The organism is Streptococcus hillyeri (assembly GCF_041081565.1).
In the GTDB taxonomy this organism is placed as follows: Bacteria; Bacillota; Bacilli; order Lactobacillales; family Streptococcaceae; genus Streptococcus; species Streptococcus hillyeri.
In genome coordinates this window covers 339222-354688 of record NZ_CP163513.1, presented here as the reverse complement: position 1 = coordinate 354688, position 15467 = coordinate 339222, and the positions used below count along the sequence as shown (strand labels likewise).

The window sequence follows — 15467 nt, the reverse complement described above, 5'->3', positions numbered from 1 at the left end:
GCTATTTTTCGCTTTTTAAATGTCTAATTTGAACTACTCTGCGTCTTCCGCTAACAATTTAACGCGTGTTTCTTCATCCAAAAGTGGGAAGCCGAGTTTTTTACGTTCTGCGACAAAGGTTTTAGCGACAACACGAGCAAGGTTACGGATGCGGGCGATGTAGCCAGCACGTTCTGTTACAGAAACGGCACCACGCGCATCAAGCAAGTTAAAGGTATGTGAACATTTAAGCACATAGTCATAGGCTGGGTGCACCAAGCCTTCTTCCAAAGCACGCGCTGCTTCTTTTTCAAATTTCTCAAAGTTTTCAAGAAGCATGTCTTGGTTTGAAATTTCAAAGCTGTATTTTGAATGCTCAAACTCTGGTTGCAAGAAGATTTCACCGTATTTAACCCCTGGTGCCCACTCGATGTCATAAACCGAATCCACTTCTTGGATATATGACGCCAAACGTTCCAGACCGTAAGTTACCTCAGCAGTTACAGGACTTGTTGCCAAGCCACCGACTTGTTGGAAGTAAGTGAACTGAGTGATTTCCATTCCATCAAGCCACACTTCCCAACCAAGACCAGCTGAACCAGTTGATGGGTTTTCCCAGTTATCTTCAACGAAACGAATATCGTGTTCTAACGGGTTAATCCCCAATTTTTCCAACGACTCAAGGTAAAGTTCTTGAATGTTTGACGGTGATGGCTTCATGACCACTTGGAATTGGTGGTGTTGGTACAAACGGTTTGGGTTTTCCCCATAACGCCCATCCGCAGGACGACGACTTGGCTCTACATAAGCCGCATTCCAAGGCTCAGGACCAATCGCACGCAGGAAAGTGTAAGGCGACATAGTTCCCGCACCTTTTTCATTATCGTAAGCCTGCATCAACATACAGCCTTGATCATTCCAGTATTGTTGCAAGGTCAAGATAATTTCTTGGAAAGTTAATTTTTTAGTTGACATGAATTACTCCTTTTTATTTTTGTAAAATGGCTGGCGCTAGCAATGAAAAAGAACCACGCTCCCCACTCCCATGCCATCTGACATAGGGGCGTTGAAAACGCGGTTCCACCCTAATTTATTACTTCATTTATTTCGTTGTTAACTTGACACGTCAAGCGAAAGCGCCAATTACTCTGCATCCCTATTCGGCTTCCACCACCCCGAACTCGCTAAAGAAACAGTCAGAATAACATTCTTTCTTGGAAAATATTATAGCAGAAAATGAAGAGGTTGTCTAATATCCACGCAGAGATTTTATCTCTTTGTAGATATCCTTTCGGAATTTCCCAAGAGGAATGTTTTTAATATCCTCTTCAAAGATAGCATCACCATAAATCATACGGTCGATTTCGTCATTAGTTAATTCAAGATTAAAGGATTCATTAAAAATACTACTTGAGCCTCCCACCTCACTTTTGAATAGTTCTTGCAACTCTTTGCGATAACCCTTCGAATACCTTTCCTCTCTTTTCAACATGTTACGAACATCTATATGATGAATTTGGTAAGCTTCCTCTAGTCGAATAGCCTCAAAATCATTTTTTCTTCTATCACTAGTTGCTATCTTAATCTCCATATCTCCCAAAGAAGTGTACTGATACCCAAAAGTAAAACTATCTTCTTGCTTGGGTTTTAAAAAAGGATGGATATGAAAATTTTGAGTTGATTTGATATGATTACAGGCACCGCACGTTGGAATCAAGTTGTAAAGACTAACAGCCAAAAATGGGTAGTCATCTTTACTATAAAAATGATCCATTTGTGCTGAGAATTTATCACCTCTATTGTTGATAAAATTTCGGTTACAGTAGGGGCAAACTGTAATAGCTAAGATTTCAACAAGGAACATATTCATTTGTCCGCCGCCTCTTATCGAATCAACTTTCTGACTCATGATTCCACTAGATTTTTGATATTGTTCTTTTAACAAATACGCTGCCTTGACTTTCTCCGGCACTAATTCTATATCCTCTTTATTAGGTTTCTTTTTTCTCAATTTATTAAAATCATCACGAAATTTGCTAACATCTATCTCTGCAACCAATTTTTCAATTTTCTCAGGTGACATCAGGATTAAATTTTTTAAAATAGTCTTCTCATGTATCAGTCCAAGCTCGCCAAGAAGTTCCTTATCACAACAGTCATTAAAAAATTGTTTCAATAATTTACTTTTGTTTCCTAATCTAAATTTTGTAGCACTATTGTACAGCTTTTGAATGGCATCAAAGTATATCATTTCAACAGATTTATCTTGGTTGTTAACCTGATGATAACTACTCGTATCTATATAAATCATTTATCATTCCCTATTTTCTCATCCGCTAATAATTTTAGAGCACGGTGTTTATCTTCTTCTGATAAAGCAGAAAATTCTTTTATCAGTTTGGTACCTACTTCTTCTTTGGGTTTAAATATAGACAAAGAATCAAATAATGCCAGCAGTTTTTTTCTAATAAGTTCCTCACCAATATTATCTATTATCTTTTTATAATAAATTGCTGCACAGGAATCGTCTATATCTCTTTCAGAAGTAGATATATAATTTTTCTCTAAGAAGTCTCGTAGTTCATTTTTGATATTTATCTGACGTTCATCTTCAAATTTATCTCTCTGTTCTGATTTCTCCAAAAATGCTCCATCTCTTAATTTATTTTGAAATTCTTGCTCAAATTCTCTCTTTTTACTTGCATTCTGACCTTTATCGTTCTTATCAAATTCTGTTTTGAATTCTTTTTTCCACAATTTAATAAAACGCTCTCTTATATAGTTATCTTTATCGTCCCAATTAGATAACCGATACAAAGATTGAATTAAAGCATTCATAACCTTAGTGGAATACTCTCCTTTAGTACTCTCTAAGAAGAAAGAATCAGTAAATAAATCATGAATATTTTGACCAAATGTTAATTTTTTCTCCTCATAGCCATATTGAACAATCCGATCGCCAGTTTCCTGGTCCTTTTTAAGCATGATGACATTCTCAGAATAGATATCAGATAGCATAATTGGCGAATGTGTTGTCATAATAATTTGCACACGCTTATCCTTAAATATCTCACTAATAATGGGAAGCGCAATGTTAAGCCAACGTCGTTGCCATTCGGGATGGAGACCAAGATCAACTTCGTCGAATAGTATTACAAGACTACCTTTAGTTCCCTCTTTTTCAACAGAATTTAATCTTCCAAATTGGTTTAATAAAGAGTATTCCCCAGAACTCAAGCCTTTCCAGTCTAGAGACCAATATTCCCTTAGTTGTTTCAATAATCGAAAATGATAATTTCCCTCCGGTATAGGTGAATTTAAAAATTTAATAAAATTCATCAATAACTCTCTATGATAAAGAATAGTATTTTCATCTGCAATCAGATTAGAAATAAATTCTTTAAAATTCTCTGTTTCTATATTAAACAGTGCATTTTCTTGTTCTCCACTGAAATTAAAAACATCATCAAAGATTTCTAACCAAACTTGAAAATCTTTCATATACTTATCATCTAAATCTAAATTGTTTTTTAAGTTTTCAAACAACTCACTATCTTCCATTATACTATAGGCATAAAACTTTGATAATATCTCTGCATAACTTTCAGGATTCCCTCTAAGATTACTGTTTTTACTATTATCAATCCCACTTACTATTTTATTTATAGAAAAAGGAATCTTTGGATTTGCTTTTAATACTTGACATAACTCTTGTACATCTCTCTGATTTGAATTTTTACGTTTATCAGATAAAGCTAAAATGCTGATAAAGCATTGTCTATAGGCATTGATTATTGTAGATTGTAATTCTTCTAAATCATCCTTGTATTGTAATAAATCAAGATATGAAAAACTATTATTCTCGTCATCAAGATATTTACTAACTCGCTCCCCAATTGCATCTTTGATAGCTTCTATATTTATTTTGTAATAATTACAAAATTGTTCTTTAATTTTTTCAATCTCTTTATCATCAATTCCAATTTCTTTTAAAAGGGATTCATTAATTCTCTCATCAATGAATTCATCAGCAGACTCCAATACATTGTATCCGTAATTATAAACACCCCACCTATAAGCTAAATTATCTTCTATTGACTCTCTATAATTTCTATCACGATCAACTCTTCCTTTATCAATTCCAAGACGAATACTCTTGGTTGAAAAATCAACCATATCGCTCAACCGACTTTTAAAGCTTTCTCCTTTTTCATTTGTCCGAATTAAAAAAAGTATTTGATTTGTTGCATCTTGTCTTATAAAACTTTGATAATCTATCCCTCTTTCATTAATCAAACTAATTGTACTTTTATCTTGGCCGAATACTTTATCAGATATTCCATTATCATCATAATTTAATTCTAAACTATTAGAGATAAGTATGGTATCAACCTTGGAATGGTTACTATTCGCAAATGGGGAGTCAAATTCAAGTTCTTCTCCTTCCGAATTAAATAGATTGAATACCTGATAGCCTTTCGAGCTTATTCTTTCCCCTTCAGGTACCAGTCTAAGATGTATCCAATTAGTATTCTGTTTAAAAATCAAATATATTTTTTTGCCACTCTCATAAAATTGAGGCTTTGAAAGACTTCTCATCAATCTCGTCTTACCAACACCATTTTCACCAACAATAACTGTCACATCCTCAATTCCTTGTGAATACAGTACTTTTACATAGTCTTCTTTTTCAATAACTTTAAAATTCTTATCATGAATATGCTCAAGTTGTACATCAGGTAAAAAGTTAATAACATCATATTTACCATTTTTTTCTTCTATCATTGCTACTAAGCGCATGCCTTCTTTCGTCATCACATCATCTCCAGTGTATTCTTTTTCTCTATTATACGTTACTTGAAATAATTATTAAAACAAAAGCACAACTCTAATATTGATTCACACAAAAAACCTAGAAAAACAGTCATTTCAATTCTGTCTCCCTAGGTTTTTCTTCATTATCTCATCCAATTGAGTCATTACATTTCTAATAAATAACATTGTTCAATTAGCTAATTCAACAGAGGTATCTTTCGATTAGTTAATGACCATTTTCGATAAAGGTGAAAGCCAGCTACTTGTCTTTTCCTACTTCCCCCCTCATGTACTCACTATAAGAACGCCACTACACCTCTTTGACTAACCCTATTTTCCCTAAACCTGCTCTCTCTGCTCCTTATTTTTTATAAAATGGAAAGTTCTAAAATGAAGTTAGCCACCTAAGGGTATCAAAAAACATCTCAGAGAGATATAATTGTAATCACCACAACAACAATTAGAAAGATTCTGAGATGCAAAACTATTATACACCAAAAAGTAAACATTTGACACTAACTGAACGTAGAATGATTGAACGTTGGCTTCAAGAAGGGCTCTCAAATCGTGAAATCGCTAGGAGATTAGCTAAAGCTCCTCAAACCATTCACAACGAAGTCAAACGTGGTCAGGTTAGACAACAAGTGCGTAAAGGAAAATTTGAAGTGATCTACTCAGCTGATTTCGCTCAAAAAGCCTATCAAAACAATCGTAAACGTTCTGTTAAACAGCTCTCCCTAACCAAGGGACTCAAAGAAAAGATAACTCACTACATCGAACAGAAATATTCTCCCGAGATGATGGTAAAGTCAAAAGGGATACCTGTTCCCATCTCCACCATTTACTACTGGATTCATCATGGACACTTAGGATTGACCAAGGCTGATATGCTTTATCCTCGACAAGAGAAAGCTAAGAAAAAGCATGCTAGTCCCAATTTTAAGCCAGCTGGAAAGTCTATTGAGGAACGACCAGAAAGCATTAATAAGCGTGAGAATATCGGTGATTTTGAAATTGATACGGTTATTCAAACACGGGCAAAAAACGAGTGTCTGTTGACACTAACCGATAGAAAGAGTCGTTATCAAATCATTCGACTCATTCCCGATAAGTCCGCGTCTTCAGTCAATCAAGCTCTGAAAGCAATCCTCAAGGATTATCAAATGAACTCTATCACAGCTGATAACGGGGCTGAGTTCAGTCGTTTAGCAGAAGTTTTTGACCCTGCTCATATCTACTATGCCCACCCGTATTCTTCTTGGGAGCGTGGGACTAATGAGAATCATAATAGACTCATCCGGCGTTGGTTGCCTAAGGGAAGCAAAAATGCGACTCAACAACAAGTCGCATTTATTGAAAACTGGATTAACAACTATCCAAAGAAACTATTCAATTATAAATCTCCTATAGAGTTTTTACAGACTGCCTAACTTGAACTTGAAATTTGGCATTTTTTATAAAATCTATTTTTTCCTCAACTTTTTCGTCAAATCTGTTGAAATTTATGACATTTCCTATATAATATATACTGTATTATTTTGTAATTTTTAAAGGAAGTTCTATGAAATCATCAAAAAGCGAGTATTTTTACCTTTTTCTCAGTGTCATCGTCCTATCAGCATTGGCTGCCCTCTATCTAGTATTTGGTCAAAACTTTGGTACTTATCAATCAAGCGCCCAAACAGCTAATACTGCTTCAAAAGTTGCCCAAGAAGCAACAGCTGAAAAAGACCTATCACCTGAAGAGAAGCATTTAATGGAATTAGAGGCAGCTCTCTCAGATTTAGAAAAAGCGCCAAGCAATGAAGCTTTAGTAGCTCTTCAAGATCAAGTCGCAACTGTTGCGGATCAAGCTAAGAAAGATGGTCTTCAAAAACGTCTTGATGCGGTAAGCACAGAATTGGCCAACCAAGCAGCAGCTGAAACAGCCGTCGCAAATGCTGAAGGCTACCAAATCCTTTATAATGTCGATGTTGCACAGGCTGCGATTAACCTACTGACTTCTGCTGATAAAAAAGCTGAGCTCCAAAAACGACTTGATACGGTATCTGCAACTATTCAAGCTACCTACGTTGAACAAACGACACTAGCTGTCCCTCAACAATAAGAAAAAGTGCCACAGTGTGGTACTTTTTTGTATATAGTCCAGTGACTATATCATTTACCTACACAATAAAAAAGCGTAACGCCAGCTTTTAAACTCTGTCCTTACGCTTCTTAGTTTATAACAATCTTAAAAATTCTTATCTATCCGATAATCATTAAGCAATTTCATATCCCATCAAAATGCCACCTTCTTCGGCATAGAATGAACAGAGTCCAGATGTTGGAACAGCTTGGATATCTGCACCTGGAAACTTGGCATGGATAGCTTCACGAATTTGTTGGCAAATTTTATCATTATTGCGATGCGCAATAATAGCCTTGCCACCTTGGTAACCTGCTTTTAGCATTTCATCAACTAAAGCAACCACCGCTTTTTTCTGTCCGCGAGGTTTTTGAAGAAGCTCTAGTTTGCCTTCTTCACTGGCTTCACCAACCATACGAATATTAAGCAAGCCTACCACTTTTCCAAGTAATTTGCTCAAACGCCCATTTTTAACCAAATTATCAACTTTGGCAAGGGCAAAAATCAGCTTTGTTTTGGCTTGATAGGCTGTCATTTCCGAAACAACTTCTTCGAAACTCAGCTCTTTGGCAATAAGCTCATTCGCATGGCTCACTAAAAGATCAAGCTCTCCCCCTGCTGACAGACTATCAACAATATGAATGTTGATATTAGGGTGATTTTCAAGAAACATCTCTTTAGCCACACGAGCACTGTTATAGCTTCCTGAGAGACCACCAGTGATGGTAAAGACCAAAATATTTTGTGCGCCTTCAAAAGCTCTTGCATAGGCATCTGGGCTTGGACAGGCAGAACTTGCTGCCGCAGATGAAGCGTACATATTAGTCATCATACGATCAATGTCAAGCCCACTATCATCTACATAGACCTCAGATCCAATTTGAATCGTTAGCGGGACAGAGACAAATTTAGCACTTGCCGCTAGATTTTCGATTTCTCTAAAGTCACAGCCTGAATCGGCTACAATTTTCCAAGTCATTGTTCTCCTCCAAGAGATTTGTTTTAATTATCAAAGTATCTTCATTATAGCATATTATTGCTATTTTTACCAGCCCTAACTACACGAGAGCATAAGTTTCAATAGCTCTTGCCACTCCTGCGTCATCACAAGTAGCAGTTTCATACTTTGCGACTGCCTTAACCGTCTCACTCGCATTTCCCATAGCAACGCTGACACCTGCAAATTCTAGCATTTCTAAATCGTTCTCAGCGTCTCCTATTGCCATCACCTCATCTGGAGAAATGCCTAGCTCTGCTGAGAGTTTAGCTAAAGCACTTGCCTTTGTGACACCTGTTGGCATAGCTTCATAGATGTAGGATTGGCTGCGAACCGTACTAAATTTTTCTGATAACAGGGCTTCTTGCTCTTCTTGGAAAACATCTAACACTTCCTTATCAGCTAGGTACATTGCTTGAAAAATTGGTGCATTACCAAAGACTGTAACATCATTGACTGGTTTTGCTTTGGTAAAAACAAGCCCTGCATCGTAGGCGACGATCTCTGGCACCTCAGTATCTAAAACCGTATAATCAGTCTTATCTGCAAAGGTCAAATGAACCCCTGGATAATCTACGCTAGCTTTTGCCAAAAGAGCAACGTCCTCACGTGACAGCTCCTCATAAGAATGTAAACTCCAGTCAGAGGTATGATGAACCGAACAACCATTGTTTAAAATAGCGTACTCATCATGTCCTGCAAAATCCAGCTGTTCAAAATAAGGAATAACACCAGACTGCATACGCCCTGTGCAGATTACCACCTTGATGCCCGCTTCTGCAGCTTTTCGGATAGCACGGATATTATCCTCAGGAATCTTTTTATCGTGATTGAGAAGTGTGCCATCCATATCTATTGCAATTAATTTTATCATATTCAATCCCTAGAACTTCTGTTTGTAATCCAATCCAACATCACTGATATATCAAGCTTTTAGAAGATTACCGCGAAATGAATTATCTTTAAAAACGCAGACAACTCAAAAAATACAGCAAGCCGAAAGCGACGATTTCAATTCAAATAACTAATAGTAGAAGTTCTTAACCTTTCTCTATTATTATAGCATAGAATAAAAAGCGGTAAAGAAAAATATTACCGCTTTCATCAATGAGGTATTTCCTAATAACTGTACTTAATACGTATCACCTTATCACATCTCTTTTGTCCATTTTGCTTTTGGTAGGTGCCAGTTGCGTTTGACGCCATAAACTCTTAAGGCTGTGATAATGACAACCAAAAGGTAGTAGGCAATTTCTCCCTTAATAAAATGAAAATGGATTAATACTGCTGCTAAGATTGACCATCCTGCATAAATTTCACTTCTGAGAATTCCTGGTTTTCGTCCCGCTAAAACATCACGAACAACACCGCCACCTGTTCCCGTTAAAACTGCGGCAACAATGACTGCACTCAAGGGTTGACCAAGGTTTTCAGCATAAATCGCTCCTTGAATCGAAAAAGCTGCAAGACCTATGGCATCTGTGAGAAGCCCTGCTTTTTCCCAATGACGCGTCACCAGCTGAGGCATGAAAATGAGCAAAAGCATGGCAATAAAAGCTACATTAAACCCAATCCCTTGGCTCCAAAGGGCAGACATAGGAAGCCCAATTAGCAGATTTCTGATAGTTCCACCGCCAAAAGCCGTCATAAAGCCTAGAACAAAGATCCCCAAGATATCAAAATCTTCTTCCATCGCAACAATGGCTCCCGACAAGGCAAAAGCAACCGTTCCAATCAAACTTAAAATATTCCAAAATGTCCCGTCCAATGTTCATACCAAAACCGTCTGACATAAGAGCTATCCCCCATATAAGACCGCTTCATATTCCTTCTAAAAAATAATTGTTACCTGTTTTGCGAGTCCGTTTGTCTATTTAGCGACGTCCTCTTTTAGCTCTCTTAGTTTACCATGATTTGATGAGAAAGAAAAGGGTTACAGTTATGAAAAACGAGACTGGGACAAAATGTCTCAACCTCCTTTTTGGGATAGAAATAGCAGATTGACGCAGTGGTTGATCGGAAGTCTCTAACTGGACACTTCTTCATTTTCAAGTGTCCACCTAAAATAGTCCACTAGACTATTTTACTACCACGCAATCGTTAGCGGCCATCCTATACGAACGTGATGAACTTCGTTCATCTTATTTCCTAATTACACTTCTTCACCTAGCTCAAATTTTGTTCCTTTTAGAGCGCCTTTGAGCAAGAATTTCAAAGGTTTTCCTTCAATTGTTGCTTGTTTTTTCTCTAGGTCAACTTGAACAGATTTGACACCTGGAACTTTTGACAGTTTTTCAGTGACTGTTTTGACACAGCCATCACATTTCATTCCGAGAATTTGATAAGTTTTCATATGTTTTTCCTTTCGTTTGATAACATTTTTCTGGGTTCTTATTATCTAAATAGCTAAAACTTTTTAAATTTTAGGCGCAGGCTATTTGCTACCACAGAAACCGAGCTAAAGCTCATCGCAAGCCCTGCTAACATGGGATTCAGAAGCGGTCCACCAAAGAGATGCAAGATTCCCATCGCCACTGGAATGGCTAAGACATTGTAGATAAAGGCCCAGAATAGATTTTCCTTAATAGTGGTCAGGGTAGCTCTGCTAATTTGCAAAGCCTTTACCACATCCATCAACTCAGGCTTCATCAAGACAACATCCGCCGATTCAATTGCGATATCAGTACCAGCTCCCATTGCAAGCCCAATATCTGCCAAAGCTAGAGCAGGCGCATCGTTGATGCCATCACCTACCATCGCCACCTTTTTACCTTGGGCTTTGAGGTCAGCAATGACTTTAGCTTTCTGATCTGGTAAGACTTGGCTAATAACCTGATCAATCCCTGCTTTTTGGGCAATGGCAGACGCCGTCACCTCATTGTCTCCTGTCAGCATAATCACTTCTAGACCTTGCTTTTTCAATCTCTCAAGCGCTAGCTGACTGTCGTCTTTCAGCTGATCAGCTACCCCAATTAATGCCACAAGACGACCATTAATAGCTGCGAATACTGGCGTTTGACCTTCTCTTGTTAACCTGACAAAATCCTCTTGGGTTACCGATAAATCAATAGCATTGTTTTCCATGAGGGCGCGATTGCCGACTAGAAGTTCCAGCCCTGCAACCTTGCCTTTTAGACCAAATCCAGACAAGGACTCAAAATCAACAACTGTTTGTAAGGCTAATTGCTCTTGTTTTGCTTTGTGGACAATGGCAGAGCTAATAGGATGTTCTGACAAACGTTCCAAAGAAGCCACGAGTTGCAAGATATCCCCTCGACTATCATAGCTATAAAACGATACCAGCTCTGGCTTTCCTCTTGTAATCGTCCCTGTTTTGTCAAAAACGATGGTATCCACTTGATGTGTCATCTCAAGACTATCACCTGTTTTAAAGAGAATGCCGTTAGAAGCCCCCAAACCAGTTCCCACCATGATAGCCGTTGGTGTCGCTAGCCCCAAGGCACACGGGCAGGCAATGACAAGAACTGCCACCGCAACCGTCATTGCAAAGGTGAAACTCTCACCACCAATAACATACCAAGCTAAACCAGAAACAGCCGCAATCACCATTACAATCGGAACAAAGACGCCTGAGACACGGTCTGCCATTTTAGCAATCGGTGCCTTGGTTTGTTGGGCATCTTCAACTAATTTAATAATCTGCGAGAGGAGGGTTTCTTCTCCTAATTTTTCAGCAAGAATCGTTAACGACCCTTGTAAATTGATGGAGCCTCCGAACACTTGGCTATCTATCCCCTTTTCTACTGGAATAGACTCACCTGTTAGCATTGATTCATCCACAGAAGATGTTCCAGAGATAACTTTGCCATCTACTGCAATCTTCTCACCTGGACGGACAATCACATGGTCACCTAGCACTACCTGATCAATAGGAAGTGTCATTTCCTGACCATCCCTAAGCACACGCGCTTCTTTAGCTGATAAATGCATCAATTTCTTGATAGCCTCAGAAGTTCTACCTTTTGACAAGGTTTCAAAAAACTTACCTAGCGTAATGAGGGTTAAAATCACCGCAACTGACTCGTAATACAACTCATGGGCAAAATGATAGTGTCCTAATAAAATGTGGTAAGAACCATATAAACTATAAAGAAAAGCGGCGCTGGTAGCCACTGCCACTAGACTATCCATATTGGGATGGCCTTTAACGAGTGCTCTAAACCCATTGCTATAAAACCGCCTGCTAATCACCATAACTGGCACAGTCAATAGAAACTGACTGAGGGCAAACAGTATCGACGAGGTTTCATGCGCCAGCCATTCTGGCAGAGGAAGTCCTAACATTGACCCCATAGAAATATAAAGCAAAGGGACGGTGAATACAGCAGACCAGATTAATCTCGTCTTCATCCCCAAAAGATGTTCTTGCTCTCGCTCCTCTTGACTTTTTTCTTGCCCTTCAACAAAGACATGAGCCCCGTATCCAGCATCTGCAACTGCTGCAGCAATCACCTCTGATGAAACTTTTTCACTGTCAAAATTCACAGACATTTTCTCCGTTGTCAAATTGACCACCGCAGATTCAATACCATCAAGTTTTTTTACCGCATTTTCAACATTTAGCACGCAAGAAGCACAAGTCATCCCTTCAACCAGAAAAGTTTCTTTCATCTTACTCATCAGTCACCTCCATATGACGAGCGCAGCGACATTGCCCTGGTTCGCAGTTACAAACGACACGCTCAACTGCCTGTTCTTTTTTGGACAACAGCAGAGCTTCTAACCGTTCAATATCAGATAAGGTCATCGGTGTTTGTGAGATCAGATGGTCAATAAGACTAGTATGCTCTGTCATGCAAATTTTAGCAAATACACCATCAACTTCCGAACGATGAGCCTCTTTTTCTGAAATTTCAGCTTGGTAAAGATAGGCTCTCCCCTGCCGCTGACTTGAAACCAACCCCTTATCCACCAAGCGACCAAGCAACGTCTTAACAGTAGAAGGAGACCAAGACCATTTACGAGATAAGGTCTCTATAATCTCTGAACTTCCAACACGTTCCTTTGCCCAAATCACTCGCATGATTTCCCACTCAGAATCTGAAATGTGATACATAAAAACTCCTTTCTGTTTGATTTACATCTGTAAATTTATTTTATCACCATTTTGAAAAAATGCAAGTTTTATGTCTACATTTGTAAACATTATATGTGAAATAAAAAAACTCTAGCGAATGCTAGAGCTTTAAACTTATGCTGTTTTTTCAACACTCACGATTTTCACTTCGTAGCTACCTGCAGGTGATTCAATAGTAGCAAGATCACCTTTTTTCTTACCGATAAGTGCTTGAGCGATTGGGCTTTCATTAGAAATCTTACCTGAGAAGATATCTGCTCCAGCAGCACCAACAATGTGGTAAGTGTCTGTATCTGTTGTTCCAACTTCTTGGACGATAACAGTCTTACCAATAGCAACTTCATCTTTAGCAATCGCATCGCTATCAACGATTTCTGCGTAGCGAATTTTCGTCTCAATTGTCACAATTTGTCCTTCGATGAAAGCTTGCTCATCTTTTGCTGCATCGTACTCAGAGTTCTCTGAAAGGTCGCCATATGAACGTGCAATTTTAATACGCTCAACAACTTCTGGACGACGCACTAATTTAAGTTCTTCTAATTCTTTCTCAAGTTGCTCTTTCTCAGCAAGGGTCATAGGGTAGGTTTTTTCAGCCATCTTTTTCTCTTTTCTTAATTTCTATTTTAATTATTCAGTTTACTATTAACATATTTTTCAACATTTGCTGAATGTTCTTCATAACTTTCAGCGAAGTAAACTGCACCTGTTGTGACATCAGCCACAAAATAATAATATTTCGTATTCGCAGGGCTAATCGTTGCAACGATTGCAGATAACCCTGGACTGTCTACTGGACCAGGCATCAAACCAGTATTCAAATAAATATTATAAGGAGAATTAATGCTAGTGTCAATAGCAGCATCCTCTGCTAAGGTTGTTTTTTCTCCAAGTTTGTCCATCGCATAAAGAATGGCAATGTTACTTTGAAGTGGTTGCCCAATATTCCAACGGTTATAGAAGACGCTAGCAATCATTTCACGATCGTCGTCTGTAGCTCCTTCTTTCTCAACAAGTGAAGCCATGGTCAAGATTTGATTAACAGTCATGCCATTAGTTTCAATTGTTGCGTAATAAGGCGCTAGATTAGTATCCATAGCAGCTAACATTTGATCTACGATATCTTTGATAGTCGTTCCTTCATAGTAGTCGTAAGTCGCTGGGAAAAGATAACCTTCTAAACGATATTTAACCGCAGAAGCTTCTGGAAGACTTCCTAGAAGTTTTGGATATTTCTTCACCATTTCAGCAATAAAGGCATCATCCTGAACGGTAGCCATGAACTCTTCTGTCGTATACGGCGTCTTATCTTGGGCATTTTCAGTGTTGGCATTTAGTGTCACTGCTTCTGAAATTTGCTTAAGCGTATAACCTTCAGGAACGACAATCTTACCTAAAACAGGCATTTGTGGTTCCGCTGTACCACCTTTTTGCAAATATTTTGCAATATCATCTAGTGACATACTCTTTTGGAAATTATAATAGCCACTTTGGAAATTACTGTAGTTTTTAAACTTGGTATAGAAATTAAAGACTCGTGAATCCTTAATAACACCATTTTTCTCTAAGATATTACCAATAAGCTTATTGCCAGAACCTGATGGGATTTCAACTTGGATATAATCTGTCGCTTTACTATCCAAAGGCCCAATAGCACTCGTTACATAGCGATAAGTGAAAAAACCACCCACTAGAATAATGAAAACTAGTAGACTAACAAAAAAGGTCGAAATTTTAGCGGCAAGGCGATTGGTTTTCCTGCGACTTTCTCGGCTCATGTCTTTAACTCCTACTTCTTCAATATCATCCTCTGAGTCCCTGTAAGACTCCTCATGCTCATTTGTCGGAAGAATCTTGCTGTCCAACTCTTTGATATCAAACAATTCTTTTGTTTCTTCTAAAGAATCGTCTCTACTTTCTTGAATGTCAGACATCACAGCACTTGTTTGAGCTTCTTCAACAACTTCCTCAGGAGCACTAACTTCAAACTCACGAGCTTTTTGTAGCATTCCTTCTACTAGGTTACTATAATCTGGCTCAGCTGAGCTTTCAAAATAATCAGGCGAGATTGACTCACTTTGTTCCTCATTACTCTGACTGTCATTAACCTCTTGAACGATAGCCTTTATTTCAGTGATGCTTTCAACAGTCTCTGAACCAGCAATCTCTGGATTTTCTGAAATCTCCCTAGATTCTTGGTTGCTAAACGCTTCATCTAATGAGCGACTGTCATCTACAGAATTTTGATTGGGTGTTAGGCTTTGCTGTTGCCATTCTTCACGTTTTCGCTGACGTTCCTGTGTCGCAGCGGCTAACTCTGCCAAGATTTTTTCTTTGAAACTCAGGTTAGCTAACTCTTCTTGAACATTCTTGTCCTTATTTGTATCGGTCAAGCTTCGTCCTCCTAATATTATCAATCGCCATTATATCCTAAAAAGCGCTTAGAATCAACT

The 15467-nt window shown here is 38.2% G+C and carries 13 protein-coding genes; 2 read left to right on the top strand and 11 right to left on the bottom strand.

Annotated elements, in window-relative coordinates; genetic code table 11:
• Positions 1–33 precede the first annotated feature (33 nt).
• The 3 genes from glyQ to AB6M99_RS01715 all read right to left on the bottom strand — a co-directional run bounded on the left by glyQ (position 34) and on the right by AB6M99_RS01715 (position 4794).
• A complete protein-coding gene (glyQ, locus tag AB6M99_RS01725) occupies positions 34–954 on the bottom strand; it encodes a glycine--tRNA ligase subunit alpha (RefSeq protein ID WP_369350997.1) in 921 nt (306 codons plus the stop codon).
• A 274-nt stretch (positions 955–1228) separates the two neighbouring features.
• Positions 1229–2290 (bottom strand): hypothetical protein, encoded by a 1062-nt coding sequence (locus AB6M99_RS01720; protein ID WP_369350996.1) that lies wholly within the window; start codon positions 2288–2290, stop codon positions 1229–1231.
• Positions 2287–4794, bottom strand: coding sequence for a hypothetical protein (locus AB6M99_RS01715; protein WP_369351247.1), 2508 nt, complete (start codon positions 4792–4794; stop codon positions 2287–2289). The genes AB6M99_RS01720 and AB6M99_RS01715 overlap by 4 nt, the downstream gene beginning before the upstream one ends.
• A 476-nt stretch (positions 4795–5270) precedes the next feature.
• Here AB6M99_RS01715 and AB6M99_RS01710 point away from each other — a divergent pair, with 476 nt between their 5' ends.
• Complete coding sequence (locus AB6M99_RS01710; RefSeq protein ID WP_369350995.1) at positions 5271–6224, top strand: IS30 family transposase; 954 nt, start codon at positions 5271–5273, stop codon at positions 6222–6224.
• A gap of 131 nt (positions 6225–6355) precedes the next feature.
• Positions 6356–6901 carry a peptidase gene (locus AB6M99_RS01705; RefSeq protein ID WP_369350994.1) on the top strand — a complete coding sequence of 182 codons (546 nt, stop codon included), beginning with the start codon at positions 6356–6358 and terminating at the stop codon, positions 6899–6901.
• A gap of 154 nt (positions 6902–7055) precedes the next feature.
• Here the strand turns inward: AB6M99_RS01705 and AB6M99_RS01700 are convergent, their stop codons facing one another.
• The 8 genes from AB6M99_RS01700 to mltG all read right to left on the bottom strand — a co-directional run bounded on the left by AB6M99_RS01700 (position 7056) and on the right by mltG (position 15407).
• Positions 7056–7901, bottom strand: a complete 846-nt coding sequence (locus tag AB6M99_RS01700) for a DegV family protein (protein ID WP_121835107.1) — start codon at positions 7899–7901, stop codon at positions 7056–7058.
• A gap of 79 nt (positions 7902–7980) precedes the next feature.
• Positions 7981–8793: a Cof-type HAD-IIB family hydrolase gene (locus AB6M99_RS01695; RefSeq protein WP_121835106.1), complete on the bottom strand. Its 813-nt coding sequence runs from the start codon at positions 8791–8793 to the stop codon at positions 7981–7983.
• A 276-nt stretch (positions 8794–9069) separates the two neighbouring features.
• Positions 9070–9687, bottom strand: a complete 618-nt coding sequence (locus AB6M99_RS01690) for a trimeric intracellular cation channel family protein (RefSeq protein ID WP_121835105.1) — start codon at positions 9685–9687, stop codon at positions 9070–9072.
• A 384-nt stretch (positions 9688–10071) separates the two neighbouring features.
• Positions 10072–10272, bottom strand: coding sequence for a heavy-metal-associated domain-containing protein (locus AB6M99_RS01685; protein WP_121835104.1), 201 nt, complete (start codon positions 10270–10272; stop codon positions 10072–10074).
• Between the two features lie 53 nt (positions 10273–10325).
• On the bottom strand, positions 10326–12551 hold the full coding sequence (locus AB6M99_RS01680; protein WP_121835135.1) for a heavy metal translocating P-type ATPase: 2226 nt from the start codon (positions 12549–12551) through the stop codon (positions 10326–10328).
• A gap of 1 nt (position 12552) precedes the next feature.
• Complete coding sequence (locus tag AB6M99_RS01675) at positions 12553–12996, bottom strand: CopY/TcrY family copper transport repressor (protein ID WP_121835103.1); 444 nt, start codon at positions 12994–12996, stop codon at positions 12553–12555.
• Positions 12997–13131: 135 nt separating this feature from the next.
• A complete protein-coding gene (greA, locus tag AB6M99_RS01670; protein WP_121835102.1) occupies positions 13132–13614 on the bottom strand; it encodes a transcription elongation factor GreA in 483 nt (160 codons plus the stop codon).
• A gap of 26 nt (positions 13615–13640) precedes the next feature.
• On the bottom strand, positions 13641–15407 hold the full coding sequence (gene mltG, locus AB6M99_RS01665; protein ID WP_183121650.1) for an endolytic transglycosylase MltG: 1767 nt from the start codon (positions 15405–15407) through the stop codon (positions 13641–13643).
• Positions 15408–15467: the final 60 nt, after the last annotated feature.

Excerpts from the sequence above, each read along its gene's own strand:
- AB6M99_RS01720 (WP_369350996.1), bottom strand. The coding sequence starts at position 2,290 with ATGATTTATATAGATACGAGTAGTTATCATCAGGTTAACAACCAAGAT.
- AB6M99_RS01710 (WP_369350995.1), top strand. The coding sequence starts at position 5,271 with ATGCAAAACTATTATACACCAAAAAGTAAACATTTGACACTAACTGAA.
- AB6M99_RS01680 (WP_121835135.1), bottom strand. The coding sequence starts at position 12,551 with ATGAAAGAAACTTTTCTGGTTGAAGGGATGACTTGTGCTTCTTGCGTG.
- AB6M99_RS01700 (WP_121835107.1), bottom strand. The coding sequence starts at position 7,901 with ATGACTTGGAAAATTGTAGCCGATTCAGGCTGTGACTTTAGAGAAATC.
- glyQ (WP_369350997.1), bottom strand. The coding sequence starts at position 954 with ATGTCAACTAAAAAATTAACTTTCCAAGAAATTATCTTGACCTTGCAA.
- greA (WP_121835102.1), bottom strand. The coding sequence starts at position 13,614 with ATGGCTGAAAAAACCTACCCTATGACCCTTGCTGAGAAAGAGCAACTT.
- AB6M99_RS01715 (WP_369351247.1), bottom strand. The coding sequence starts at position 4,794 with ATGACGAAAGAAGGCATGCGCTTAGTAGCAATGATAGAAGAAAAAAAT.
- AB6M99_RS01685 (WP_121835104.1), bottom strand. The coding sequence starts at position 10,272 with ATGAAAACTTATCAAATTCTCGGAATGAAATGTGATGGCTGTGTCAAA.
- AB6M99_RS01705 (WP_369350994.1), top strand. The coding sequence starts at position 6,356 with ATGAAATCATCAAAAAGCGAGTATTTTTACCTTTTTCTCAGTGTCATC.
- AB6M99_RS01675 (WP_121835103.1), bottom strand. The coding sequence starts at position 12,996 with ATGTATCACATTTCAGATTCTGAGTGGGAAATCATGCGAGTGATTTGG.
- AB6M99_RS01695 (WP_121835106.1), bottom strand. The coding sequence starts at position 8,793 with ATGATAAAATTAATTGCAATAGATATGGATGGCACACTTCTCAATCAC.